This window comes from Rhodococcus sp. IEGM 1341 (genome assembly GCF_030056895.1).
Classification (GTDB): Bacteria; Actinomycetota; Actinomycetes; order Mycobacteriales; family Mycobacteriaceae; genus Rhodococcoides.
On the sequence record NZ_JASHKV010000010.1, the window covers coordinates 71,933 to 95,227 of the forward strand.

General features: G+C 64.2%; 22 protein-coding genes. 17 read left to right on the forward strand and 5 right to left on the reverse strand.

Features of this window, described 5'->3' with window-relative positions:
- Positions 1 to 8: 8 nt before the first annotated feature.
- Positions 9 to 581, forward strand: a complete 573-nt coding sequence (locus QM615_RS19330; protein WP_283347780.1) for an isochorismatase family protein — start codon at positions 9 to 11, stop codon at positions 579 to 581.
- Here the strand turns inward: QM615_RS19330 and QM615_RS19335 are convergent.
- The 3 genes from QM615_RS19335 to QM615_RS19345 form a co-directional block, all read right to left on the reverse strand.
- Entirely contained in the window at positions 578 to 913 is a 336-nt protein-coding gene (locus QM615_RS19335; protein ID WP_283347781.1) for a cupin domain-containing protein, read from the reverse strand. The genes QM615_RS19330 and QM615_RS19335 overlap by 4 nt on opposite strands.
- Positions 910 to 2,151 carry a globin domain-containing protein gene (locus QM615_RS19340; protein WP_283347782.1) on the reverse strand — a complete coding sequence of 414 codons (1,242 nt, stop codon included), beginning with the start codon at positions 2,149 to 2,151 and terminating at the stop codon, positions 910 to 912. Before QM615_RS19340 ends, QM615_RS19335 begins: the two co-directional genes overlap by 4 nt.
- A gap of 83 nt (positions 2,152 to 2,234) precedes the next feature.
- Positions 2,235 to 2,837: a hypothetical protein gene (locus QM615_RS19345; RefSeq protein ID WP_149406598.1), complete on the reverse strand. Its 603-nt coding sequence runs from the start codon at positions 2,835 to 2,837 to the stop codon at positions 2,235 to 2,237.
- Between the two features lie 49 nt (positions 2,838 to 2,886).
- Between QM615_RS19345 and QM615_RS19350 the strand changes: the two genes are divergently transcribed.
- Together QM615_RS19350 and QM615_RS19355 are read left to right on the forward strand one after the other, a co-directional pair.
- Positions 2,887 to 4,299 (forward strand): glucose-6-phosphate dehydrogenase, encoded by a 1,413-nt coding sequence (locus tag QM615_RS19350; protein ID WP_283347783.1) that lies wholly within the window; start codon positions 2,887 to 2,889, stop codon positions 4,297 to 4,299.
- Positions 4,300 to 4,444: 145 nt separating this feature from the next.
- A complete protein-coding gene (locus QM615_RS19355; protein WP_156516122.1) occupies positions 4,445 to 4,591 on the forward strand; it encodes a hypothetical protein in 147 nt (48 codons plus the stop codon).
- Positions 4,592 to 4,659: 68 nt separating this feature from the next.
- On the opposite strand, the gene QM615_RS19360 is transcribed toward QM615_RS19355, so the two are convergent.
- Entirely contained in the window at positions 4,660 to 4,866 is a 207-nt protein-coding gene (locus tag QM615_RS19360; RefSeq protein WP_269595093.1) for a PspC domain-containing protein, read from the reverse strand.
- Positions 4,867 to 5,021: 155 nt separating this feature from the next.
- On the opposite strand from QM615_RS19360, the gene QM615_RS19365 reads away from it, so the two are divergent.
- From QM615_RS19365 to QM615_RS19385, 5 genes are all read left to right on the forward strand, one after another.
- Positions 5,022 to 6,914, forward strand: a complete 1,893-nt coding sequence (locus QM615_RS19365) for a lipase family protein (protein ID WP_283347784.1) — start codon at positions 5,022 to 5,024, stop codon at positions 6,912 to 6,914.
- The gene (locus tag QM615_RS19370) at positions 6,871 to 7,488 is read left to right on the forward strand and encodes a hypothetical protein (RefSeq protein WP_283347785.1); all 618 of its coding nucleotides are present in this window, start codon (positions 6,871 to 6,873) and stop codon (positions 7,486 to 7,488) included. Before QM615_RS19365 ends, QM615_RS19370 begins: the two co-directional genes overlap by 44 nt.
- A gap of 260 nt (positions 7,489 to 7,748) precedes the next feature.
- Entirely contained in the window at positions 7,749 to 8,693 is a 945-nt protein-coding gene (ppk2, locus tag QM615_RS19375; protein WP_283347786.1) for a polyphosphate kinase 2, read from the forward strand.
- A 957-nt stretch (positions 8,694 to 9,650) separates the two neighbouring features.
- On the forward strand, positions 9,651 to 10,484 hold the full coding sequence (locus QM615_RS19380; RefSeq protein ID WP_094668700.1) for an alpha/beta hydrolase family protein: 834 nt from the start codon (positions 9,651 to 9,653) through the stop codon (positions 10,482 to 10,484).
- 122 nt (positions 10,485 to 10,606) lie between these two features.
- The gene (locus QM615_RS19385) at positions 10,607 to 11,677 is read left to right on the forward strand and encodes an alpha/beta hydrolase (protein WP_283347787.1); all 1,071 of its coding nucleotides are present in this window, start codon (positions 10,607 to 10,609) and stop codon (positions 11,675 to 11,677) included.
- A gap of 3 nt (positions 11,678 to 11,680) precedes the next feature.
- Here the strand turns inward: QM615_RS19385 and QM615_RS19390 are convergent, their stop codons facing one another.
- Positions 11,681 to 13,714 carry a prolyl oligopeptidase family serine peptidase gene (locus tag QM615_RS19390; RefSeq protein ID WP_283347788.1) on the reverse strand — a complete coding sequence of 678 codons (2,034 nt, stop codon included), beginning with the start codon at positions 13,712 to 13,714 and terminating at the stop codon, positions 11,681 to 11,683.
- Positions 13,715 to 13,829: 115 nt separating this feature from the next.
- On the opposite strand from QM615_RS19390, the gene lpdA reads away from it, so the two are divergent.
- The 9 genes from lpdA to QM615_RS19435 all read left to right on the forward strand — a co-directional run bounded on the left by lpdA (position 13,830) and on the right by QM615_RS19435 (position 23,286).
- The gene (gene lpdA, locus QM615_RS19395) at positions 13,830 to 15,245 is read left to right on the forward strand and encodes a dihydrolipoyl dehydrogenase (protein WP_243594456.1); all 1,416 of its coding nucleotides are present in this window, start codon (positions 13,830 to 13,832) and stop codon (positions 15,243 to 15,245) included.
- A gap of 225 nt (positions 15,246 to 15,470) precedes the next feature.
- Positions 15,471 to 16,286, forward strand: a complete 816-nt coding sequence (locus QM615_RS19400) for an MlaE family ABC transporter permease (RefSeq protein ID WP_283347789.1) — start codon at positions 15,471 to 15,473, stop codon at positions 16,284 to 16,286.
- A gap of 94 nt (positions 16,287 to 16,380) precedes the next feature.
- Positions 16,381 to 17,160, forward strand: a complete 780-nt coding sequence (locus tag QM615_RS19405; RefSeq protein ID WP_231893723.1) for an ABC transporter permease — start codon at positions 16,381 to 16,383, stop codon at positions 17,158 to 17,160.
- Positions 17,161 to 17,162: 2 nt separating this feature from the next.
- Positions 17,163 to 18,200, forward strand: a complete 1,038-nt coding sequence (locus tag QM615_RS19410) for an MlaD family protein (RefSeq protein WP_283347790.1) — start codon at positions 17,163 to 17,165, stop codon at positions 18,198 to 18,200.
- Positions 18,197 to 19,204, forward strand: a complete 1,008-nt coding sequence (locus QM615_RS19415) for an MlaD family protein (protein ID WP_269595099.1) — start codon at positions 18,197 to 18,199, stop codon at positions 19,202 to 19,204. Before QM615_RS19410 ends, QM615_RS19415 begins: the two co-directional genes overlap by 4 nt.
- Positions 19,201 to 20,211, forward strand: a complete 1,011-nt coding sequence (locus tag QM615_RS19420) for an MlaD family protein (protein WP_269595100.1) — start codon at positions 19,201 to 19,203, stop codon at positions 20,209 to 20,211. The genes QM615_RS19415 and QM615_RS19420 overlap by 4 nt, the downstream gene beginning before the upstream one ends.
- Positions 20,211 to 21,320, forward strand: coding sequence for an MCE family protein (locus QM615_RS19425; protein WP_269595101.1), 1,110 nt, complete (start codon positions 20,211 to 20,213; stop codon positions 21,318 to 21,320). The genes QM615_RS19420 and QM615_RS19425 overlap by 1 nt, the downstream gene beginning before the upstream one ends.
- Positions 21,311 to 22,345: an MlaD family protein gene (locus tag QM615_RS19430; protein WP_283347791.1), complete on the forward strand. Its 1,035-nt coding sequence runs from the start codon at positions 21,311 to 21,313 to the stop codon at positions 22,343 to 22,345. Before QM615_RS19425 ends, QM615_RS19430 begins: the two co-directional genes overlap by 10 nt.
- Positions 22,342 to 23,286, forward strand: a complete 945-nt coding sequence (locus tag QM615_RS19435; RefSeq protein WP_269595104.1) for an MlaD family protein — start codon at positions 22,342 to 22,344, stop codon at positions 23,284 to 23,286. Before QM615_RS19430 ends, QM615_RS19435 begins: the two co-directional genes overlap by 4 nt.
- The last annotated feature ends 9 nt before the right edge of the window (positions 23,287 to 23,295 follow it).

Below are 23,295 nucleotides of genomic sequence, written 5' to 3' on the forward strand. Positions count from 1 at the left end.
TGGGATCCATGACTCGTGCGCTGTTGGTTGTGGATGTGCAGAACGATTTCACCGAGGGCGGCGCGCTGGCGGTGGCCGGCGGGGCGGAGGTCGCTCGCAGGATCAGTGCGTACTTGGCGCGCCAGGGCGACGACTACGACCTCGTGGTGTCCTCGCGGGATTGGCACGACGCGGAGGGCGACAACGGCGGGCATTTCGCCACCGATGCCGCACCGGATTTCGTCACCACGTGGCCGGTGCATTGCGTGGCAGGCACGGTCGGTGCCGAGTACCACCCCGATTACGCGACCGGTTCGGTGGACGTGCACGTCTACAAGGGGCAGGGCAAGCCGTCGTACTCGGCGTTCGAGGGCGTCACCGAGGATGGGACACCCCTGGCCGAGATACTCGCCGCCAACGAGGTCACCGACATCGACGTCGTCGGGCTTGCGACCGACTACTGCGTGCTGGCCTCGGCCAAGGATGCCGTCGCCGAGAAATTCGACGTCCGCGTCCTCACCGACCTCGTCGCCGGGGTTGCTCCCGAGACCTCCGCCGCGGCCCTGGACGATCTGAGAGCATCCGGCGCTTCGGTGGTCTAGGCCGACGCGACCACCGTCGTCAACAGCACGGCCGCATCTGTCATGGCTCGCAAGGAGTGCGGCGCTTCGGGGACGATCAAGAAATCTCCGGACATTCCGCACCACACATTGCTGCCGCTGACCAATTCGACCCGACCGGACAGGACATGCACGGTGGCCTCTCCTGGGTTGTTGTGCTCGGACAGTTCGGCACCGGCAGCGAGCGCGATCAGTGTTTGACGGAGAGCGTGGTCGTGGCCCCCGTACACCGCCACCGCCGCCCGACGCGACGAGGCGGCGGTGGCTGCCGCGATCTGCGTGTCGACGAGTGCGTCGAGCGAGACTTTCTTCATTCGGTCACGGTGACGGGAGACCACAGGTCCGGCCCGAACACCTCGTAGGAGATGCGCTCCGGCGGTACGCCGCGCTGAAGGGCCGCGAGCCGGACGGCGCGCAGGAACGGCAACGGTCCGCAGCTGAGCACGTGGGTGTCCGCGGTGAAGTCGAGCCGGTCGAAATCCATCAATCCGGTGAACGACGTCGAATCGTCCGCGTCGACGGTCTCGTACCAGGCGTGATCGACGACGTCGTCGAGTGCTTCGGCCGCAGTGGCGATCGCCTGTCGCAATGCGTGGTCGGCGCGGCTGCGGTCCGCGTGGGCCAGTATCAGCTTGCGGCCGGGCTGGGTTCGAGCGAGATGCTCGACGAGCGGCAGCACGGTGGTGATTCCGGCACCGGCCGTGGCGATCAGCAGCGGTCCTTCGCCGGTAGGTACTCCGAAATCACCTGCAGGACCGCTCACTTCGAGAATGTCGCCGACGTCGACGGCCTCCTGGAGGTGAGTCGAGACCTGCCCGGGCGGACCGTTGCGTACCTGTGCCACCGTGATCTGCAGGCGGGTGTCGGAGGCGATGGACGAGACGCTGTACTGACGCGGCTGCCGGGTGCCGTCGGCGAGGTCGACGAACACCGTGACGTACTGGCCGGCCGCGAGTGCGGGAAGGGGAGCGCCGTCCGCGGGTTCGAGGACGAGCGAGACCGTGCCGGGGCTTTCCTGCGTGCGCCGCATCACGCGATACGGGCGCAGCGGATTGTGGGGGTCGATGTCTGCCGCTGCGTAGAGGCGCGCTTCGGTGGCGATGAGCTGCGTGGCGAACAGCCAGTAGACCTCGTCCCACGCGGCGGCGACGGCGGGAGTGACGGCAGCGCCGAGGATGTCGGCCACGGCACCGAGCAGGTGTCGGCCGACGAGGGTGTACTGCTCCGGGGTGATGCCGAGGGTGATGTGCTTGCCGGCGATGCGGCGCAACACCGGCTCGAACGACGGTGCGTCCGGGTCGATCAGTTGCACGGCGTAGCCGACTACCGACGCGGCCAGTGCCCGACTCTGCTCTCCGGTTTCCTGATTCGCGCGATTGAACAGACGCCACAGCTCGGGGCGTTCGCCGAGCATCGACTCGTAGAAGCGGGCGCTGATCGTTTCGGAGTGTTCCGCGACCACACCGGCAGTGGCTCGGACGACGGCCTCGGCAGCGGGAGACAGAGCGGGGTGGGTGTCGGACGAGGGGCGGGGTGGTGCAGTGAGGGTCACGTCACCACCCTGGCCGCTGCGCTGCTGTCGCAGCAGCCCTTTACGTCCCGACGTCGAGGGACCTTCGTCCCTCGGGTGGCTTTCTAACTGTCGATCGTCGTGGTGATGGAGGTGACCGACGGTGCCGCCGGGGTGCTGCCGAATCCGAATGTCACCGGGGGAGTGACGGGGGTGAGCGATCCGAGGTCCTCGCCCTGCCACGATGCGGAGACGTCGGTGACGCGATGTTGGTGCCTGGCACCGTAGTACTCGCGTCGGCCCCCGCCTGCGCTGCCGCGGGTGCGGACTCCGCGCAGTACGACTCGGGCGATGGGGTCGCTGATCGCGCAGAACCACGGTGCCGTCGACACCGCGTCGGGCACGATGCTCAATGCGCGACCGAGCACGGTCGGCCCGGCGACGCGGATCCTGATCGACAGGTCACCGGCCTGCACCGATCGCCATCCATTCGGCTCCGCGGCGAAGGTCACCGGAACCAGTTCGGTGGAGTCGAATGTGTATGTGGCGGTGACGAATTCGCGCACATCCTCGTTGGGGGCTATCAGCAGGCGCTGTCCGTCTGCGAACTGGACCATGACGTCGGTGAATTCTCCGAGCGGCGACCGCGTCCAATGCCCGACGACGATCCGCACGCCGGACGTCGTACCTACCCCGTAGATCTCACCGTGAAACCGTGATCTGGTCATCACACCGACTGTAGCCATGCTCGGCCCGGGTCGGTGCATAGTGGAGGTCATGGCGTCCTCGCAACCCACTGTATTCGTCCTGTTCGGCGCAACCGGAGACCTCGCGAAGCGAATGGTCCTGCCGTCGTTCTACCAACTCCATATCGAGGGCCTGCTGCCCGAGAAATGGGTCCTGATCGGCAACGGCCGCAAGGACACCTCCGACGACGAGTTCCGCGATCACGTCCGCAGCGTCCTCGACGAGTTCGCCGAGAACGTGGACGACGGCGATTGGTCCGAATTCTCCGAGCGAATCCGCTTCGCGGGCAACGGCTTCACCGTCGACGATCCCGGTAAGTTGCCCGAGGTCGTCGCCGAGGTGAAGAAGGACATCGGCGACGATGCCCAACTGGTGCACTACATCGCTCTGCCTCCGAGCACCTTCGTCGATTACACGAAGGCCCTGGGTGCACACGATCTCGCCGAGGGTTCCCGGGTGGTCTACGAGAAGCCCTTCGGCACCTCTCAGAGCAATTTCGAGGAACTCGACAAAGCCGTTCACGAGGTTGTCGAGGAAGAGCAGGTCTACCGAATCGACCACTTCCTGGGCAAGGAAGCGACCCAGAATCTGCACGTGCTGCGGTTCGCGAACGGCATGATCAGCGGCATCTGGAACTCCGAGCACGTTGCGCAGGTGCAGATCGACGTCCCCGAGACCCTCGACATCGACGACCGCGCCGAGTTCTACGACGAGACCGGTGCCGTGCTGGACATGCTCGTCACGCACCTGTTCCAGGTCGCGGCCGAGGTGGCGATGGAACCGCCGGCGTCACTGAAGGCCGAGGATCTGCAATCGGCTCGGGAGACGGTGATCGGGAAGTTCCGGGCGCTGGACACCGACGAGGTGGTACTCGGTCAGTACGACGGTTACCGCGACGTCGAGGGAGTCGACGACAATTCCGAGGTCGACACGTTCGTGGCGGCCAAGCTGTGGGTCGACACCAACCGCTGGCGTGGAGTGCCGTTCCTGCTGCGCACCGGAAAGATGCTGGGTGTCGGAGCGCAGCGGGTGTCGTTGGTGTTCCGCAAGCCCGCCGACAGTCCGCTCACCGAGCTGCCCGAGGACGGGGCGGTGCTGTCCTTCGATCTGTCCGGAGACGGCAGCATCGACATCGCCATGACGGTCAAGGAGCCGGGCCCGGATTTCGATCTGTCGGTCGGCCATCTGGCGTTGCCGCTGAAGTCGGTGCCCGACGCGGAGCCGCTCAGCCCCTACGCGCGCCTGATCCTCGATGTGCTCAGCGGAGACCGATCGTTGTTCACCAGGCCGGACGGTCTGGCGCACGTGTGGGATGTCGCGGCTCCCTTGCTGAGCAACCCGCCCGAGGTGAAGAGCTACGAGCCCGGTTCGATGGGACCCGCCGAGGCGGACGAGCTCGCCGCACCCTGCGGCTGGTTGATCACCGGGAAGACCGAGGGCTGAGTCTGCGTCGCGTTTCGGGGCCCGAAACAGTCGGTGGGTCCTTTTTGTCCGAAACGATGGACTGTACCGAGTTGCCGACGATATGTTTCTGACGCTCTTGCATCACCCGTAATACCCCCTCGACGTTTCTCGAAAGGCCTTACCCATGTTCTTGGACCTCATCACCGATCTCCTGCCCATCCTCGGTGGCGGCGAGGAAGGCGGCCTCGGCGACCTCATCACCGGCGGACTGCTCGACGGCTTGCTCGAGGGACTCCTCGGAGACAGCACCGGTAGCTTCGGCTCCAGCTAGATTCGGTACAGATCGGCCCCGCGTCTCTGATCAGAGGCGGCGGGGCCTTTTCTGTGTCCGTCGCCGGGTCACGCCCGGAGCGGCATCAACATCAACCCCGCCAGGTAGATCAGCACGACGGTGCCGCCGGTCAGGACCGTGCCGGCAACGGTGGCGAGGCGGACGATGTTGACGTCCCAGCCGAAATATTCGGCAACGCCGCCGCATACACCTCCGATCATCTTCTGCGAACTGGACCGGGTGAATTCTCTGGGGGAACCGCTCTCGAATGTCATGGTGAAAAGTCTGCGTCATCAACGCCTTTCGGCGCATCGGGGATTTCACCCATATCTACCCCGACAAACGGATCCGTTTGCGTTCCGAGGTGTTCCACGGACCTCGATCTGCGAATCCCTGCGCCCGTAGCCGTACCTGACTTACGCTGTGCGCCATGCGCCGTCGCCTGGGCAAGGCATCTTCTACCACTTCGATGCTGTTGACACTCGTCTTGGTGCTCGCGGCGTGCGGTCGCCACTCGGATGAGCCGTCGACGCCGGAACAGCCCGTGTCGCAGGACACCTCGGTGTGCAGTGGTCCGATGGGTGTCGGTTCGCAAGTGCCCGAGGGTGCCGGAACCGGCGATCTGATCAAATCCGAGCCGTTGAATCCCGTCGGCAAACAAGCCGAAGGGTTTCCGGTACGGGCAACAGTATGGCGAATTCTCTACGTGTCGATGGGCGTCGACGAGACCGATCTGCAGTTGGTGTGCGGCATGGCGGCGATTCCCGAATCCGGTCCCCGGGTAGTCGATGGAAAGGCCGACATTCTGGCCTGGTCGCACGGAACGGTCGGCTTGGATCAGCGGTGCCTTCCATCGAGCAACCCCGAGAAACTGTTCTGGGGACCTATGCCGGGTGGAATCGGCGCGGTGGGGATCGGGAACGAACTCGGCGAGTACGAAGGAACGCCCGACAACGGCGCACTGCAGTACGCGCTCGACCAAGGGTGGTCGGTCGCTGCGACGGACTATCAACCGAACGACACGTATGTCGTCGGCCGGGTCGCTGCGGCAAATGTCCTCGATTCGGTACGCGCACTTGCCCAACTGGTCGAGGAGCAGCATGCGGACTCGGAGAAGATCGACACGTACGAGATGGTGACCTGGGGCCATTCGCAGGGTGGTCATGCCGCGCTGTGGGCCGGGCAGATGGCCGACACGTACTACTCCAGCACCTCGCCGTCGAAGCCGACTCCGACGATCGAACTTGCCGGCGTCGTCGGGTTGGCTCCGGCCTCCACTTTCGTCGCCGCGCCCGGTTCCGATGCCCGAGGCCTGGCGGACTGGGAGATGCACAAGACGATCGAAGTTGTCGGACTGCCGATACCCGCGCTCGAACTGCAGATCGGACCGGCGCTGTTCTCCTACATATTCGGGTCGTGGTCGAACTTCGCGACATCTGTGCCGATGTCTCCGGACGCCGCACTTCCGGCGTTCCCCGGGATCGGTGCGATCACTCCCGACGCCATTCTCACCGCTCAGGGGCAGCAGAGCGTCCGGACGATCACGTCGTTGTGCCTGGAAACCGAATCGAAGAAGGTACAGGCAGCGACCGCTCCGTACCGGGACGCGCGGACGAATCAGATGCTCGTGCAGTCGATCTGGAATCTGCCCGACCCGTACACGGTCGGTGAGTACTTTCCCGGTGGGCTCGACGCGGCCTGTGCCGCGCCGCCCGACGAAGGCATCGGTGCCTGGTGCGATTGGATCACTTGGAACATGCCCGGTCCGCGTGGAACCAGCCCGTACCCCGAAGTGCCCATGTCCGAGGGAAAGCCCGTCCCGATCTTGATCGGCCAAGGCATGGACGACTCGATCATTCACTGCATGCCGGCAGAGGACGCAAGCGTGTCCGTTGTTCCGCCGGCATCGGACTGCATGAGTTCGGCGCTGTTCGACGACTTGTCGCCGTACTACTGCGACGCCTCCGGGCCGGTGTCCACTCTGCATCTTCTGGCCTACCGGAAGGACGGGTCGGCAAGCCCCGCCAGTCACCTGTCGATACCCGGACAGTTGTCGGCCGCCGACCTCACCAGAGACGGAACACGGACTCGTTTCGCCGGCTCCCCCGTGCAGGAATTCATGTCCGGGGCCTTCGCGTCGAGTCTCACGCCCGGGTGCGTCGAAACCGTTGTCAACTCCTGGATTCGGGCAACCGAGAGATGGAGCCCGTCGCATCACCGAACCGGTCGGTCACCCGGCCCTCGACAGAAAGCAGGGCCTCGCAATGAAACTCCTCGCCGTGACCGCGCTCGCGTTCGCCACCGTGGCGCTCGGTGCGTGTAGCTCGAACAGTGCCGACGAATCCTCGTCCCCTTCGGCCACCGCCGCGTCGTCGACCACTCAGCCGGCTTCGTCGACGACGGCAAGCTCGGTGACGCCGCCACCCGAGCGCACCGGCAGTGCCGACGCGACCAGTGCCTCCGCGATACCGACCACGCAGCCGGAGGGACCGAACAACAGTGCCGAAGCTCAGCTGAAGTACCTCTGCTCGACGGGTGAAGCGGACCGATTGCTGTGCGAGCAGTCGCGATACCCCTATCCGGCGTCCGTGGACAATGCATCGTCGGCAGCCGAGGCTCAGCTGAGGTACCTCTGCTCGACCGGAGAAGCCGACCTCGCGTTGTGCGGGCGGTCCGGATATCCCACGCCGCCTGCTGACTCCGGCACCTCGAACGCCTCGGCCCAACTCGAGTACCTGTGTTCACTCGGCGATGCAGATCCGGATCTGTGCGCCGCATCCGGATACCCGGTTCCACCCGTCCTGGACGAGGGGACCACAGCAGCGGACGCGCAACTCGCCTACCTGTGCTCGACGGGAGAGATGTCCGAAGAGATCTGTCGGAAGGCAGCGGCGTGAAGCCGGCTGCTGTTCGATCGGGGGCCGGTATCGATCGAATCGGACCGTTCGCCGATCGATCGGTGCCGTACCAAGGTCCTGGACTTTTCTGACTCGAGCGCTGGACCTGGTTGTTCCTCGGTGGCTACGGTCGGTACTCGACGCCGCCGATTCCGTTCCGTCCCCCTTGCGGAGCGGTATCGGGGGCGCTGAAACCGGATGCATCGGGTGTTCACCGAATCGCCATCGGTCGGTCACCGATGAGCACTAACTTTCGGCACATGACCGACAATGATCTGCGCAACGGTGAGGCTCCACGCACGAACCTGAGCGACTTGCTCGACATCACCAAGGCGGTAGATCTTGCCGACACCTCGGGCTTCGCGGTCGACGACTCCGATGACGACGATCCGATACTGCTGACCGTCCCCGACGGCCACGTCGTCGACACCTGGCGCGAGAACTACCCCTACGACGAGCGCATGACGCGTGCCGAGTACGAGCTAGAGAAGCGCCTGCTGCAGATCGAACTCCTGAAGTTGCAGATGTGGACCAAGGAGACCGGACGACGGCACGTCATCGTCTTCGAGGGCCGAGATGCCGCCGGTAAGGGCGGCACGATCAAGCGATTCATGGAACACCTCAACCCGCGCGGTGCCCGTGTGGTTGCGCTGGAGAAGCCGTCGGCGCGCGAGTCGACCGAGTGGTACTTCCAGCGTTACATCGCACACCTGCCCGCGGCCGGGGAGATCGTCCTGTTCGACAGGTCCTGGTACAACCGGGCGGGCGTCGAGCGTGTCATGGGTTTCTGCACCGACGAGCAGCACGCCCACTTCGTTCGCCAGGCACCGCTGTTCGAGCAGATGCTCGTGGACGACGGCATCAGTCTGACCAAGTTCTGGTTCTCGGTGTCGCAGCACGAGCAGCGCACCCGCTTCGCCATTCGGCAGGTCGACCCGGTGCGGCAATGGAAGCTCTCGCCCATGGACCTCGCCTCGCTGGACAAGTGGGATGCGTACACCGCGGCGAAGGAAGAGAATTTTCGCGCCACCGACACCGATCTCGCACCGTGGACGGTCGTCAAGAGCAACGACAAGAAGCGGGCTCGCATCAACGCGATGCGTTTTGTGCTCAACAAGTTCGACTATGCCAACAAGGATCCCGAGATAGTCGGCGAAACAGACCCGTTGCTCGTGGGTCGCGCGAAAGACGTGATCGGCGAATAGTTTTCACTGTAGAACCGGTGAGATTTCCGGTGAACCGTTGCGGCATCATCTTTCCGGGGTCTCGAGTTGGTACCGGGTGCTGCGCCGAACCTTAGCGTGCGGTAAGAACGAGGGAGGTCGTATTACCTACGGCTGTACGTACACCCGAGCATCAGGAGTTCTCATGGGTTCAGCAGCACAGTTCATTTCCGACATCGCTTCGGGCGTCTACGACGGCATCGTCGACGCGATCGTCGATCAGATCGTCGGCGTGCTGACATCGGGTAGCGCCGCTTAATCGTCCGTAGCGCGTCGCGGTCGCAGTCGGGGGCGGCCGCGACGTCTCGGCACCGTCACCGTTTTGTGATATCGCACCAAGATTTTCGACTTTTACTGTCATTTCCGTGTACAGAGCGTGACCTTCTGAGGTAGAAATCTTCTTGCAGAGATCATTGCGTGACACAAGTCACAGCAGATCTGCATACCCCCCTCGATGAAGGAGTAGTTCCATGTCCGCTGACCTCGGTGACCTTTTCGCGATCCTCCTCCAGCTGTTCTCCGGTATCAGTTCCTCTTCGGACTGACGTACCTCGGTTCCGTACCGTCGGCCTCGGATTCGTGAGAACCGGTCGGAGCCTCCAGCAAGGTCCACCCGCGACATCGGCGCGGTATTCGTGATGCCGGTTCGGCATCGAATCCCACTCTCTTCAAGGAGAATTCATGGAATTGCTCGCGATCTTGCTTCAGCTGCTCGCGCTGGGTAGCTCGGAAGGTAGCGGCTCGGGCACCGTCGAGATCCCCGGTCCGTCCATCTGATCCACGACCATCAGCCGGGCTCGACGCGACGTCGGGCCCGGCTTTCGTGGTTCGAAGTAGTTGGATCGGTCGAGAAGTCCTGCAAGACTCGATGATTCGGTAGCGGTCCGATTCCCAGGGGCATCGGGGCGGGCCGGTGAGTCCTCGGCATAGGGTTGCCCGATGCAGACGGTTCCGATTCAGATGCCCGACGGTTCGACGGTGCCGGTCTCACTGTTCCCCGGTGAAGGCCGCGACGATGCGCCCGTCATCGTCGTTCTTCCCGGCCTCGGCATTCCCGGTGGTTACTACCGACTGTTCGCCGAGGCGCTCGTCGCGCGCGGCTTCCATGCCGCGATCGGCGACCTGCGCGGCCAGGGAGACAGTGTGCCCAAGCCGAGTTCGGCGAGTCGGTACGGGTATCAGGAGCTGGTGTCGGTCGACTTACCGGCGATCTTCGAGGTGGTTCGCGAGCAGTTCCCGGAGGCGACGCCGTACCTGCTCGGGCACAGCATGGGTGGGCAGCTCGGCTCGATGTACGCCGCGCGCATCAGGGGCAGGCTCGGCGGATTGATCCTGGTGGCGTCGGGCTCGCCGTATCACCGCGGTTTCGGTACGACCCGAGGTGTACCGCTGTACGTGGGCGCGGCGGCGATGGCGATCACCAGCAACATCGCCGGGTTCTGGCCGGGGGATCGCATCGGCATCGGCGGATTCGGTCGGCAGTCGCGGGTTCTGATCGACGATTGGTCCCGGTTCGCGCGCAGTGGGTCGATCGAGCCTGCTGGGGCCGACATGGACTACGAGGAACGGATGGGCCGTCTGACGCTGCCGGTGCTTGCGGTGACCATCGAGGGCGACGACCTCGCGCCTCGTGGCTCGATGGACAACCTCGTACGCAAGCTCGCCCGTGCCGATGTCACCTCGGTGCACGTCGACGAGCCACTCGGGCACAACGGTTGGATCCGTAACCCCACGGCGGTCGCCGACCTCGTTGCGGAGTGGATGCACAGGTAATTCGCACGAACTAACTTTTGGTCGTTTCACACGCTATTCGTCATTTTTACCTACTTTCGGTTCGTTTTGGTGTAGAAAGTTTTTGAACCAGCAATTGTTCGACGACGATAGTGAGCACGACTATGAACGGCCAGGGGGATTCGGTAGGTCGAATCGGTGGTGGGGAGCGGTGTCGCCGATCGCGTGCGCTGCGCAGAGTCGTCGTCCTGTGCGTGGTGGCATGCGTCGCGGCAGTAGCGCACCCACACGCCTCCGCGGCCCCGGCCGACTCGGTGGCCGGTCCGACGGAGTCGTACGTGGTGCGCACCGAGGTGGCCGACGACACCGCCATGACGGCGTTCGTCCACTCCGCCGCGATGAACCGAACGATCCCACTCAAGATCCTGCGATCTCCTGATCGGACGACTCCGAGCCCCACTCTGTACCTGCTCAACGGCGCGGGCGGCGGACTCGACGGAATGGACTGGTACACCCAGACCGACGTCGTGTCGTTCTTCGCCGACAAGAACGTCAACGTGGTGACTCCCGTCGGCGGGGCCTACTCCTACTACACGGACTGGCAGCACGACGATCCGAGGCTCGGACGCAACCAGTGGGAAACGTTCCTCACGGCCGAACTGCCGCCGCTCGTCGACGATCTGTTGGATACCAACGGCCGCAACTCGATTGCAGGTATCTCGATGGCCGCGACCTCGGTCCTGAACCTCGCCGCTCACCACCAGGGGCTGTATCGAGCCGTCGGTTCCTACAGCGGATGCGCGTCGACCACCGACCCGTTGGGACGGGCATACGTCAAGACCGTCGTGTCCATGGCGCTCGGCGCGAACGTGACGAACATGTGGGGGCCGGACGACCATCAGGACTGGGTACGCAACGATGCGGTGGTCAACGCCGAAAAGCTGCGAGGCACAGCGCTGTACGTCTCCAACGGTAGCGGACTGGCCGGGGCATCGGACACCCTCGACGGCACCAATCCCAACGGGCCCGGCTTCGTGTTGCTCAACCAGATGGTCGTGGGCGGTGCCATCGAGGTGGCGACCGGAGACTGCACTCGGAGGCTGAAGACGGCCCTCGAGCAGCTCGACATCCCGGCCCACTTCGAGTTGCGTGAGCGCGGCACCCACTCGTGGGGCTACTGGCAGGACGACCTGCACGATTCCTGGCCGATGTTCGAGGACGCGCTCGCCGGCTGAGCGTCAGCTGCGAGCGAGGTGCCGCCACAGAAATTCGTAGGTCAATGCCGTCTTGAACGCCAACTGCGCATTGTCCGACGCCCCGCCGTGCCCACCTTCGATGTTCTCGTAGTAGCTCACGTCCTGACCGAGTTCGGCCAACCGAGCGGCCATCTTGCGTGCGTGTCCCGGATGGACGCGATCGTCGCGGGTGGACGTGGCGATCAGAATCGGCGGATACCGACGCTCGGATGCGGCGACCACGTTCTGGTACGGGGAGTACTGCGAGATGAACTCCCACTCGTCCGGGTCGTCGGGATTGCCGTACTCGGCCACCCAGGACGCGCCCGCGAGCAGCAGGTGGTACCGCTTCATGTCCAGTAGTGGGACCTGACATACCAACGCGCCGAACAGTTCCGGGTACTTCGTCACCATGATGCCCATCAACAGGCCGCCGTTGCTGCCGCCCTGAGCGGCCAACTGTTCGGTGGTGGTGATGCCTCGGGTGACGAGGTCGCGTGCGACAGCGGCGAAGTCCTCGTGCACCAGATGGCGTCCGGCACGCAGTACCTGGGTGTGCCACGACGGTCCGTACTCGCCGCCGCCGCGGATGTTGGCGACGACGTAGGTGCCACCACGTTCGAGCCACGCGCGTCCGGTTGCACCGCTGTAGCCGGGTGTCATCGAGATCTCGAAGCCGCCGTAACCGTAGAGCAACGTCGGTCCGGGTCCGGAATCCGCGCGTCGGACGACGAAGTACGGGATGTCGGTACCGTCGTCGGACCGGGCGAAGAACTGCTCCACCGTCAGGCCGTCGGCGTCGAAGAACGCCGGAGCCTGTTTGAGGACTTCGAGCTCGCCGCCCACCGTGCCCACCAGCAGTGTCGCCGGTGTCAGGTAGCCGGACGACGAGAGGAAGTACTCGTCACCGTTCTCCTCGGCGTCGGTGCCTACGATCTCGGTGGACGTCAGGTCGGACAGCCCGTCGATCGTGCTGACGTCCCACTCCTTCGCGCCGGGGGTCAGCACGTGCAACTTCGTCCGTACGTCCTGCAGCGTCACCAGCAGCAGGTGATTCTCGGTCCACGCGTACTGGTGCAGTGACGTGTGCGCGTCCGGGGCGAAGAGAACCGTCAGAGCGATTGTGCCGGAGACGAACTCGTCGAAATCTGCAGCGAGCAGCGCGCCGGCCGGATAGGTTCGGTCGCCGACCGTCCACGGCGTCATCGTGCGGATCAGCAACCAGTTCTCGTGCACCGAGGTCGACGCGTCCGTCGGCGTCAGGATCCGGGTGAGGGCCGAACCGTCCAACACGTAGGTCTCGGAGTTGTAGAAGTCGGTGGCACGCTGGACGAAGTCGCGCTCGAATCCGGGGGTCCGGTCGTGCCAGGCGGAGATCGAGATGTCCTGTGCTGCACCCTCGTACACGGTCTCGGCGTCGGCGAGCGGGGTGCCGCGATGCCACCGCTTGGTGATACGCGGATAGCCCGATTCGGTCAGCGAACCGGGTCCGAAATCCGTTCCCACGAAGACGGTGTCGGCGTCGATCCAACCTACGTCGGTCTTGGCCTCCGGTAGGGCGAATCCGCCGTCCTCCGGGGCGCGAAAGGTGCGGGAGTCGAGATCGAACTCACGGACCACCGTCGCGTCGGCCCCGCCGCGGGAGAGCGTCACCAGTGCCAGTCGTTGATCGGGACGCAGCACCTGCGCGCCACCCCACACCCAGTTCTCGTCCTCACTGCCGGCCAGTGCATCGAGGTCGAGCAGCACGTCCCACACCGGATTCTCGGTTCGGTACTCGTCCATCGTCGTTCGACGCCACAGGCCGCGGACATGTTCGGCGTCGCGCCAGAAGTTGTACAGGAACTGCCCACGACGACGGGCGTACGGAATGCGGGCGTCGGTGTCGAGTACCTCGCGGATGCGGGACTCGGTGGCATCGAACGCGTCTCCGGCCAGTTCCTCGACGGTCACCCCGTTACGAGTGCGGACCCAATCGAGAGCCTCCTCGCCGGTGACGTCTTCGAGCCAGAGGTACGGGTCGTCCGAGATTGCCATTCCACAGTTCTAGCAGCAGATGCGCCGCCGGGTCGGTCGGCGCCCGCGCAGCTACCGGCTGGTAACGAAGACCAGGTCGAGACAGCGTCGGATGGCACGACTACGCTGGGGACTCGTGACCTCACACTATGACGTCGTTGTCCTCGGAGCCGGTCCCGGTGGGTACGTCGCCGCTATCCGCGCGGCACAACTCGGACTCAGCACTGCCATCATCGAGAAGAAGTACTGGGGCGGTGTCTGCCTGAACGTCGGCTGCATCCCCTCGAAGGCACTTCTCCGTAACGCCGAGCTGGCGCACCTCTTCACCAAAGAGGCGAAGCTGTTCGGCATTTCGGGTGAAGCGTCCTTCGACTTCGGCGCAGCGTTCGATCGCAGCCGCAAGGTCGCCGACGGCCGCGTCAAGGGCATTCACTTCCTGATGAAGAAGAACAAGATCCCCGAGTACGACGGCAAGGGCACGTTCACCGATGCCAACACCATCGAGGTCGAGCTGACCAAGGGGGGCACCGAGACGATCACGTTCGACAACGCGATCATCTCGACCGGCAGCACCACCAAGCTGCTTCCAGGTACCGAGCTGAGCAAGAACGTCGTCACCTACGAAGAGCAGATCATGACGAAGGAGCTCCCGGGCTCGATCCTCATCGTCGGTGCCGGTGCGATCGGCATGGAGTTCGGCTACGTGCTGAAGAACTACGGAGTCGACGTCACCATCGTCGAGTACCTCGATCGCGCGCTTCCGAACGAGGACAAGGACGTCTCGAAGGAAATCGAGAAGCAGTACAAGAAGCTGGGCGTCAAGGTCATCACCGGCGCAGGTGTGCAGAGCATCGACGACGACGGCTCCAAGGTCACCGTCGAGATCAAGCACAACAAGTCCGGTGAGAGCGAGACCTTCACCGTCGACAAGGTGATGCAGTCCGTCGGATTCGCGCCCCGCGTCGAGGGATTCGGCCTCGAGAAGACCGGCGTGGAGCTCACCGATCGCGGTGCCATCGGCATCACGAACACCATGCAAACCAACGTCCCGCACATCTACGCCATCGGCGACGTCACGGCCAAGCTCCAGCTGGCCCACGTTGCGGAGGCGCAGGCTGTCGTCGCAGCCGAAACCATCGGCGGCGCAGAGACATTGCCGATCGACGACTACCGCATGATGCCGCGTGCGACGTTCTGTCAGCCGCAGGTCGCGAGTTTCGGACTCACCGAGGATCAGGCCCGCGAAGAGGCCCAGGCCCGCGGTTCCGACATCAAGGTCGCGAACTTCCCGTTCGCCGCCAACGGCAAGGCGCACGGATTGGGCGACGCCACCGGCTTCGTCAAGCTCATCGCCGACACCGAGCACGGCGAACTGCTCGGCGGACACCTCATCGGACCGGACGTCTCCGAGTTGCTACCCGAGCTGACCTTGGCCCAGAAGTGGGACCTCACGGTCAACGAGCTGGCCCGCAACGTCCACACGCACCCGACGCTGTCGGAGGCACTGCAGGAAGCGATCCACGGCCTCGCAGGGCACATGATCAATTTCTGATCTTCACTGCACGGACCAACGGCGGCGACCACTTCGGTGGTCGCCGCCGTTGTCGTCGGTGCCCCTCGGCCCGGTCGCTTTTCGGAACCCTCACGCGGCCCGGCGAAGTCTGTGACTTGTCATAGCTCGGTAAGTGAAGAAAACGTCACTTGGTCGACGGTCGGCTGGTAATTTCCGTTCCTGCGCGGGGGAGTCGCGCCGAACAGGAAGCCGGGGGGTGGGGAATTGTCGTCGCCGACATCGACGCTCGCACGCGTCAGCGACGGAGTTGCCGGTGGATTCCGGACGTTCGGCCGAACTCTGGAGCTGGGCGTACTGGCCTTCGTCCACCTCGTCCGCGACATCCTCACACTGCGACATCCGTGGCGCGACACCATCGATCAGGCCTGGTTCGTCGTCACCGTCACGGTGGTGCCGGCAATACTGGTATCCATTCCGTTCGGCGTCATCGTGTCCGTTCAGGTCGGCAGTCTCACCGATCAGATCGGTGCGACGTCCATCGCCGGAGCCGCGGGTGGCCTCGGGGTCATCCGCCAGGGCGCACCGATCGTCGCGGCACTGCTGTTGGGCGGTGCAGCCGGCGCAGCAGTGGCAGCCGATCTGGGTGCGCGCACCATCCGGGACGAGATCGACGCGATGTCGACCATGGGAATCGACCCGGTTCGCCGGCTGGTCACACCACGGCTGGCCGCCATCCTCCTGGTGGCACCGTTCCTGTGCATCCTCATCATCTTCATGGGACTGGCCGCGGGCTATGCGATCAACGTCGGTTTTCAGAGTGGGACGCCCGGTAGCTACATCAGCTCGTTCGCGTCCTTCGCCTCGGTGACGGATCTGGTCGTCGCCCTGGTGAAGACCGAGATATTCGGGGTCATCGTCATCATCGTGGCCTGCCAGCGAGGGTTGTCCGCCGCCCACGGACCGCGCGGGGTAGCCAACGCGGTCAACGCGTCCGTCGTGCTCGGTGTGGTGTCCGCATTCACCGTCAACGTCGTGATCACGCAGTTGGTTGCGATGTTCATGCCACAGAAGTTGGGCTGAGATGGCAACCCCTTCGCGCTACACCGTGCACGGCACCGCTCACCTCACACGTGGGGTGAGATACCTCGGGCGCAGGCCGTTCGACGTACTCGAAATGCTGGGCCATCAACTGACGTTCTGCGTCAAGGTTCTCGCCGCGATACCCCATACCGTCCGCTCCTATCGGCGTCAGATGCTGCTGATCCTCAGCGACATCACCTGGGGCAGTGGCAAATTGATCGTCGGTGGCGGAACCGTGTCGGTCCTGGTCGTGCTGGGGGTCGCGGTGGGTGCGTCCGTCGGGATCGAAGGATTCAACTCCCTCGGCATGGTGGGAATGGAGCCGTTGACCGGATTCATCTCCGCCTACGCGAGCACCCGCGAGCTGGCCCCGATGATCGCGGCCATCGGATTCGCGACGCAGGCGGGCTGCCGGATGACGGCCGAGATCGGGGCGATGCGCATCTCGGAGGAGATCGACGCCCTCGAAGCTCAAGGGATTCAGTCGATGCCCTTCGTCGTGACCACCAGGGTGATCGCGGGAATCGTCACGATCGTGCCGCTCTACCTGCTGACCCTCATTCTGAGCTACCTGTCGTGTGCCGTGGTGGTTCGCGTTGTCGGTGGACAGTCCTCGGGCACCTACGACCACTACTTCAGTGCATTCCTGCAGCCGGTCGACGTACTGTTCTCACTCCTGAAAGCCGCGGTGTTCGTCGTGACGATCATCCTGATCCACGGCTATCAGGGGTACTACGCCTCGGGCGGCCCGGAGGGAGTCGGGCGCGCCTCGGGCCGCGCCATCAGGGCCAGCCTCGTTGCCGTGGTGGTACTGGACATGATCATGACGCTCGTCCTGTGGGGATTCGACTCGGGCATAAGGATTTCGGGGTAGAGATGGCAGTTTTCGACGATCTGACGGGACGATCGGCCGGGCCGGCCACGCTACGCCTGCGCGGGCTGGCGGTGGCCGTTGCCGTGGCAGTGTTCGCCGGCGGCCTCACCGCCTACGCACGCGGGGCCTTCGATTCGCCCTTCGAGCTGACACTCGACGCAGCATCGGTCGGGGACGGTCTGACGCCCGGTTCGGAGGTGAAGTTCCGTGGTCTGTCCATCGGCACGGTCGACAACATCGAGACCGTCGGCTTCGGACGGCAGCGGCTGCAACTGGAGATCGATCCGAGCCAGGCGGGCGAGCTCACCGACACCATGCAGGCCCAATTCTCGTCGTCGAACGTATTCGGTTCCACTGCAATAGAATTGGTCTCCGACGGCACGGGTGCACCCCTGGCCGACAACTCGACCCTCGAAGTGTCGAAAGACCTGCGAGGCGCAACGGTGACCGGAGTCTTCCGGCGAGTCGCCGACCTCACCGAGGTTCTCGACACCGAGCAGGTGGACCACCTCTTGGACCTCATCGCGAACACTTCCGTCGAGGTGAGTCGAAACCTGAAGCCGTACTTCGAGACTGCTCAGATGATGGCGAACAACCAGATCGACCCGCTGGCCTGGAAGCTGCATCGCGGTGCCGAACTGGGCGAAGGAATCGGCAACCTGGTTCCGCCCTTGCTCGATCTGGTGGTGGGAGTGGTGGACAAGAGCGTGTACGTCGAGGCACCCGCCGACCGAGCGCGAACCATCGCCGCCAACGACGGTCTGAGCGATCAGCTGATGATTCCGGTGGGCGACTTGCTGAAGGCGAACAATCCGAACCTGTCCAAGCTGCTGTCCACCGTGCTGGACCTGCTGGTGCCCATCACCGCGTCGATCGGCACATTGGCACCCAGCTACGACCGAGTGCCGCAGGTGCTCGACGGTATCTCCGACGCATTTCCCGTCGTCGACGGGAAGCCTCAGCTGCAACTCGACCTGATAGTCGAAACCATGCCCAATCTGGCCGGAGCCGTTGCCGCACTAGAGGAGGCGAACGGATGAAGAAGGTAGCGGGCCCCGCGGTCAAACTGCTCGTCTTCTTCACGGTGACCGCGGTGTGTGCGGTGATCATCGTCGCTGCTCTTCGCACCCCGGTCGGCGGACCGCTGTCGTCCTACGGCGCGGAGTTCGACGACGTGTCGGGCTTGTACGTGGGCGACGACGTGCGCATGTCCGGGGTGCAGATCGGCAAGGTGTCGTCGGTCGAACTCGACGGTGCCCTCGCGCGGGTCGAGTTCGAGATCGAAGACCGACGGCCGATTTTCGCCAACACCCAGGCTGCGGTTCGGTATCAAAATCTTCTGGGGCAGCGGTACGTCGAACTCGTGCAGAAGGATTCGGCGACCGGAGCCCCGTTGGCGGTCGGGGCAACCATCTCCAAGGATCGAACGATTCCGTCCTTCGACATCTCGAAGCTGTTCAACGGTTTCGAGCCGATCTTCGACACCCTCGACACCGCACAGCTCAATCAGTTCACCGAGAACATTCTCCGGATGGTTCAGGGTGATGGGTCCGGACTCGGTCCGGTCCTGCGCGACGTGGATCGCATCACCCAATTCGCAGTACAGCGTGAATCGATCATCGGGCTGCTGATCGAGAACCTCGGCCAGATCTCGGACTCGATCGGCGGCCAATCCGCCTCGGTCGCAGACCTTCTCGAGCAACTGCACGGTCTGGTCTCCAAGCTCAGCACCCAGATGGACGGCGTGCTCGCGTCGCTGGATCAGGCCAATTACGGGCTGCGACCGTTCGTGGGACTGATGGAGGGTCTCGAGCGGGCGTACGACAACAGCTACGCGCCGGTCGACGGGGCACTGCGTCGAATGCTTCCGCAGACCGAACAGGTGACCGAGATGTTGGCACTCGCGCCGGGATTGCTGACCGGACTCAATGCGAGCATTCCGGAGCCGGGCGCACAGACGTACTCTTGCAGTCGCGGACAGCAGGACATCCCTGGGATCGGGCAGATCGTGCTCGGCGGACAGAATTTGGTGGTGTGCCGATGAGCCGCGTACTGCGCAAGGGCGTTCGTGACGAGCAATCGGAGAACAAAGCCCACTTCTTCTGGGGCGCGGTCGGTGTCGCGGCCTCTCTGGTCCTGCTCCTGATCGCGGCGGCGTTGTACACGATTCCGTTCGGCGAGCGGACCTACACCGCGGAGTTCGGCTCGGCAGCCGGGGTGAAGCCGGGCGACGAAGTGAGGATCGCCGGTATCGCGGTCGGGTCGGTGCGCTCGGTCGAGCTGGCCGGTGCGCATGTCGACGTCGAATTCAGCGTTCGCTCCGATGTTTTCGTCGGCGATGCGTCGACCGTCACGGTGAAGTTGTTGACACCGATCGGCGGTCACTACGTGATGCTCACCTCGCACGGTGACGGCGAGCTCGGCTCGGCACCGATTCCGCCGGAGCGGGTGGAGCTGCCCTACGAACTGTCCGACGCGATCGAGTCGGCAACACCGCTGGTTCGCGACATCGACGGTTCGACGCTGCGGGAGACCGTGGCCGAGTTGGACAAGGCCGTCAGCGAACAGCCGCAGTCCACTCGCGCGATCGTGGACAACCTGTCTGCGCTCACCGACACGCTCGCGACGCGGTCCGATCAACTCGAGCGCGGACTCGTCGTATCGGACGAGTACGTCGGTGCATTGGCCGCCGATCGGGTCATGCTCACCGAACTCGTACGCGAGCTCGGCACCCTGACCAAAGGATTCGGCGACAAGCGCGTCGAGGTCGTCAGTGCTTTCGACCTGCTCGGGAGAATGTTCGAGCTCTTCCACCGTCCCGTGGTCGCATTCGAGAAGGGGCTGGAGCCGTCGATCGTCCAACTCGAGGAGATCACGCAGAAGCTCTTCGCACAGTTGGGTGACGTGGACGGGGCGATCACGACCATGAAGGAAAGCTCGGACGGTCTCGCCGCTCTGATCGGCGGCGGGCAGGGTCCCGTGATCGACCAGTCGCAGGACACGGTCGTCGGTGTCGGCGTGTGCATTCCGTTGCCGGGGAGGGTGTGCTGATGAGACGCAGATCGGTACGCATCGCCGTGGCGGCAGCAGTCGTAGTCACGCTCGTCGGTTCGGTTGCGTCCGCCACATCGGTCATCGACCCCGGTGCGGGCAACTCCTCGCTGTGTGCCGAGTTCACCGACACGGTGGGGTTGTACGAGGGTAATTCGGTCATGATGCTCGGTGTGGTCGTCGGAACGGTGACACGCATCGAGAACAGCGACGCCGCGGTGGTGGTCACCATGGATATCGACGACAGCCTCAGGCTGCCCGCCGAGGTGGGGGCCGTGACACTGTCGAATTCGATCGTCACCGACCGGCACGTGGAATTCACACAGCCCTACATCGACGGTCCCGAGTTCGACCGGTCGAGTTGTATTCCGTTGGATCGCACCAGAACTCCACTGGGAATCAGCGACACACTCAACGCCGTGTCGGGTCTGGCGTCGGATCTGCTCGGTCCGGCCGACGCCGAGGGCAACCACGACGAGATCCTCGGCGACACCTTGCGTTCGGTCGACGATTCGCTCCGCGGCTCCGGCACCCAGCTCAACGACAGTCTTCGGCAACTGGCGCAGCTGGTCGGCGATCCTGCCGACAAGGACACCACCGTGCGGCGTCTGATCGACAACCTCGACGGCCTGATCGACACGTTCGTGGTGAGCTGGCCCGAGGTGGCGAAGCTGCTCGACAATCTGAAGCGGGGGATGATCACGCTGTCGGAGTTCACCCAGTCCTTCGGCACCACGGTCGCTCTGACCACCGAATTCATTCCGCCGCTGGCGCGCAACGTCGCGAAGTACGACGAGAAGGTCTACGCATTTCTCGACCAAGCGGTGCCGGTGGTCGACGTACTACTCGGGCGGGTGGGCGATATCAAGGACATCCTGGCGCAGGTGCCGACCGTAGGCGAGAACTTGATGACGATGTACGACAACGATTCCAGGAGCGGTCGGGTGATCTACCACCCGCCGCAGTTCGAGATCGACACCAATTCTCCCAACGAGGTCTGCGCTCTGCTCAACAAGTACAGACCGACGTGTTCGGCGGACCAGCAACGAGGCGATGTCATAGATGTCGGTTTGGTGCAGCTGATACTGGGTTCGGCGGGATGGCGATGAGGCGCGCGATCACCGGGCTGTGCTGTGTCGCCCTGCTGTCCGGGTGCAGCGTCGACCCGGCCGACCTGCCGATTCCCGGCAGCTACGTGGCAGGCGACAAGTACTCCTTGCGAATCGAATTCGCGAGCGTGCTCAATCTTCCGGAAAAAGCGAAGGTGATCGTCGAAGGCGTCGACGCGGGTGTCCTCGACACCGTCGAGTTGGTGGGGTCGACCGCCGTGGCAACGGTGGACCTGTCCGCCGATGTGCAGCTGCCGTCCGACACCGTCGCCGAGCTTCGGCAGTCGTCGATTCTGGGCGAGATCTACATCTCGCTGCAACCGCCGGAGGATTCGACTCGCGCCGGAGGGGGCGACGCCGGGCCGTACCTTCGAGACGGCGATGTCATTCCGGTCGAACGTACGGTTCCGGCCGACAACGTCGAGGACGTGCTGCGAGGAGTGTCGAATCTGGTGACCGGTGGTCACTACGTTCAGCTGCAGGAGGCGGTGAACAACGTCAACGCCGCCATTTCTCCCGATCCGGCGGAGATCGACAAGGTCAACAACGCGGCGCGGATCGCACTGACCGACCTCGGCGACAACACCCCCGAGATCGATCGAATCCTCGGAGCGGCGGAGAAGGTGTCGAACACCGTCGTGACACAGCGAGACGGCGTCGAACGCGTCCTCGAACTCGGTCCGAGACGATCGGACGGACTGGCCGATGTGCTCTTCAGCGTCGTGCACATGATCTTCACGCTGGGGTACATGTCGCAGAACATCGGTGACGTTCTCGCCGGTCCGTACCCGGAACTGGAGGGCGCGGTCGAGACGATCTCACCGGCACTGATCGCGATCGCCAATTCCGACTCCTCGGTACCGATGAACATGGAGAAGGCGAACACCCTGTTGCGGGAGCGGTTGATTCCCTACTTCGAGTCGACACCGAACATCGCAGTGCGCTCGGTCTCGACCGATGGCGGAGCCGGTGCACTGGCGGACGACATGATCGGGATCCTGCGCGGGATAGGAATCGTGCGATGAGGCCGGGCACAGTCGTTTCACTCCTCGCATTGATGGCCATGACGGTTGTCGGTGTCGTCTACCTGACGGTCGGCGTCCTGGACATGAACCCCACGCGGAGTACCAACCGCGTTGTGGTGCACATGGATACGTCGAGCGGTTTGATGGACACCTCGCAGGTGACCTCGCGCGGAATCCACGTCGGTCGGGTCGAGAGCATCGCGGTGGTTCCGGGCGGGCTCGACGTCACTCTCGCCCTCGACGCCGATCATCGAATTCCCGCGGACTCGGAGGTGGTCGTTGCGAATCTGTCCGCTGCCGGGGAGCAGTACCTGGATCTGCGCCCGCGAGGAACCGGAGGTCCCGACCTGACGGACGGGGACGAGATCGGCAACGAGCAGGTCCGCGCGTCGATCACCGTCAGCGAGGCCCTGAGCCTGGGTGATTCCCTTGCCGCGCAGCTCGATACGAACGCAGTGAGGGGGCTGACCGAGACCGCGTCGGCAGCTGTCGACGGTCGCGAAGGCGATGTCGATCGCCTGGTGGAGGCCTTCCGATATCTGTCGGCGACGCTGCGTGACAAGAGCGGTGAGATCCGAAGGCTCTACGACAACGCTCAACAGGGCGGACGCAACGCCTACGGCTACGGCCCGGTCATGACCGACGCGGCGCCGTGGGTCGGTGCGACGGGTTCGGGTGTGGCCAATCTGCTCGAGGGCTTCAACGACTACTCGTACGTCGGCGCGGACGTCTGGGACGATCCACTCGGCAAGATCGGCCCGAAGATCGATCAGTATCTGACGCCCCTGTCACCCGACCTTGCCCTCATCGCAACGCTTCTGAAGCCGTACACCGCGCCCATCAAGCCGATGCGAGTGGACACCGGTTCCATCGTCGACATGTTGCAGGCCGTCTTCCCTCCGGGCGGACCGGCCAAACTGTCCGTCCAGATTCCGAACTGATTGGAGTGA

Bases quoted from the DNA above. Each gene is read 5' to 3' on its own strand.
- QM615_RS19330 (WP_283347780.1), top strand. From the start codon at position 9: ATGACTCGTGCGCTGTTGGTTGTGGATGTGCAGAACGATTTCACCGAG.
- QM615_RS19335 (WP_283347781.1), bottom strand. From the start codon at position 913: ATGAAGAAAGTCTCGCTCGACGCACTCGTCGACACGCAGATCGCGGCA.
- QM615_RS19345 (WP_149406598.1), bottom strand. From the start codon at position 2,837: ATGACCAGATCACGGTTTCACGGTGAGATCTACGGGGTAGGTACGACG.
- QM615_RS19350 (WP_283347783.1), top strand. From the start codon at position 2,887: ATGGCGTCCTCGCAACCCACTGTATTCGTCCTGTTCGGCGCAACCGGA.
- QM615_RS19355 (WP_156516122.1), top strand. From the start codon at position 4,445: ATGTTCTTGGACCTCATCACCGATCTCCTGCCCATCCTCGGTGGCGGC.
- QM615_RS19360 (WP_269595093.1), bottom strand. From the start codon at position 4,866: ATGACATTCGAGAGCGGTTCCCCCAGAGAATTCACCCGGTCCAGTTCG.
- QM615_RS19365 (WP_283347784.1), top strand. From the start codon at position 5,022: ATGCGCCGTCGCCTGGGCAAGGCATCTTCTACCACTTCGATGCTGTTG.
- ppk2 (WP_283347786.1), top strand. From the start codon at position 7,749: ATGACCGACAATGATCTGCGCAACGGTGAGGCTCCACGCACGAACCTG.
- QM615_RS19380 (WP_094668700.1), top strand. From the start codon at position 9,651: ATGCAGACGGTTCCGATTCAGATGCCCGACGGTTCGACGGTGCCGGTC.
- QM615_RS19385 (WP_283347787.1), top strand. From the start codon at position 10,607: ATGAACGGCCAGGGGGATTCGGTAGGTCGAATCGGTGGTGGGGAGCGG.
- QM615_RS19390 (WP_283347788.1), bottom strand. From the start codon at position 13,714: ATGGCAATCTCGGACGACCCGTACCTCTGGCTCGAAGACGTCACCGGC.
- QM615_RS19405 (WP_231893723.1), top strand. From the start codon at position 16,381: ATGCTGGGCCATCAACTGACGTTCTGCGTCAAGGTTCTCGCCGCGATA.
- QM615_RS19410 (WP_283347790.1), top strand. From the start codon at position 17,163: ATGGCAGTTTTCGACGATCTGACGGGACGATCGGCCGGGCCGGCCACG.
- QM615_RS19415 (WP_269595099.1), top strand. From the start codon at position 18,197: ATGAAGAAGGTAGCGGGCCCCGCGGTCAAACTGCTCGTCTTCTTCACG.
- QM615_RS19420 (WP_269595100.1), top strand. From the start codon at position 19,201: ATGAGCCGCGTACTGCGCAAGGGCGTTCGTGACGAGCAATCGGAGAAC.
- QM615_RS19425 (WP_269595101.1), top strand. From the start codon at position 20,211: ATGAGACGCAGATCGGTACGCATCGCCGTGGCGGCAGCAGTCGTAGTC.
- QM615_RS19430 (WP_283347791.1), top strand. From the start codon at position 21,311: ATGGCGATGAGGCGCGCGATCACCGGGCTGTGCTGTGTCGCCCTGCTG.
- QM615_RS19435 (WP_269595104.1), top strand. From the start codon at position 22,342: ATGAGGCCGGGCACAGTCGTTTCACTCCTCGCATTGATGGCCATGACG.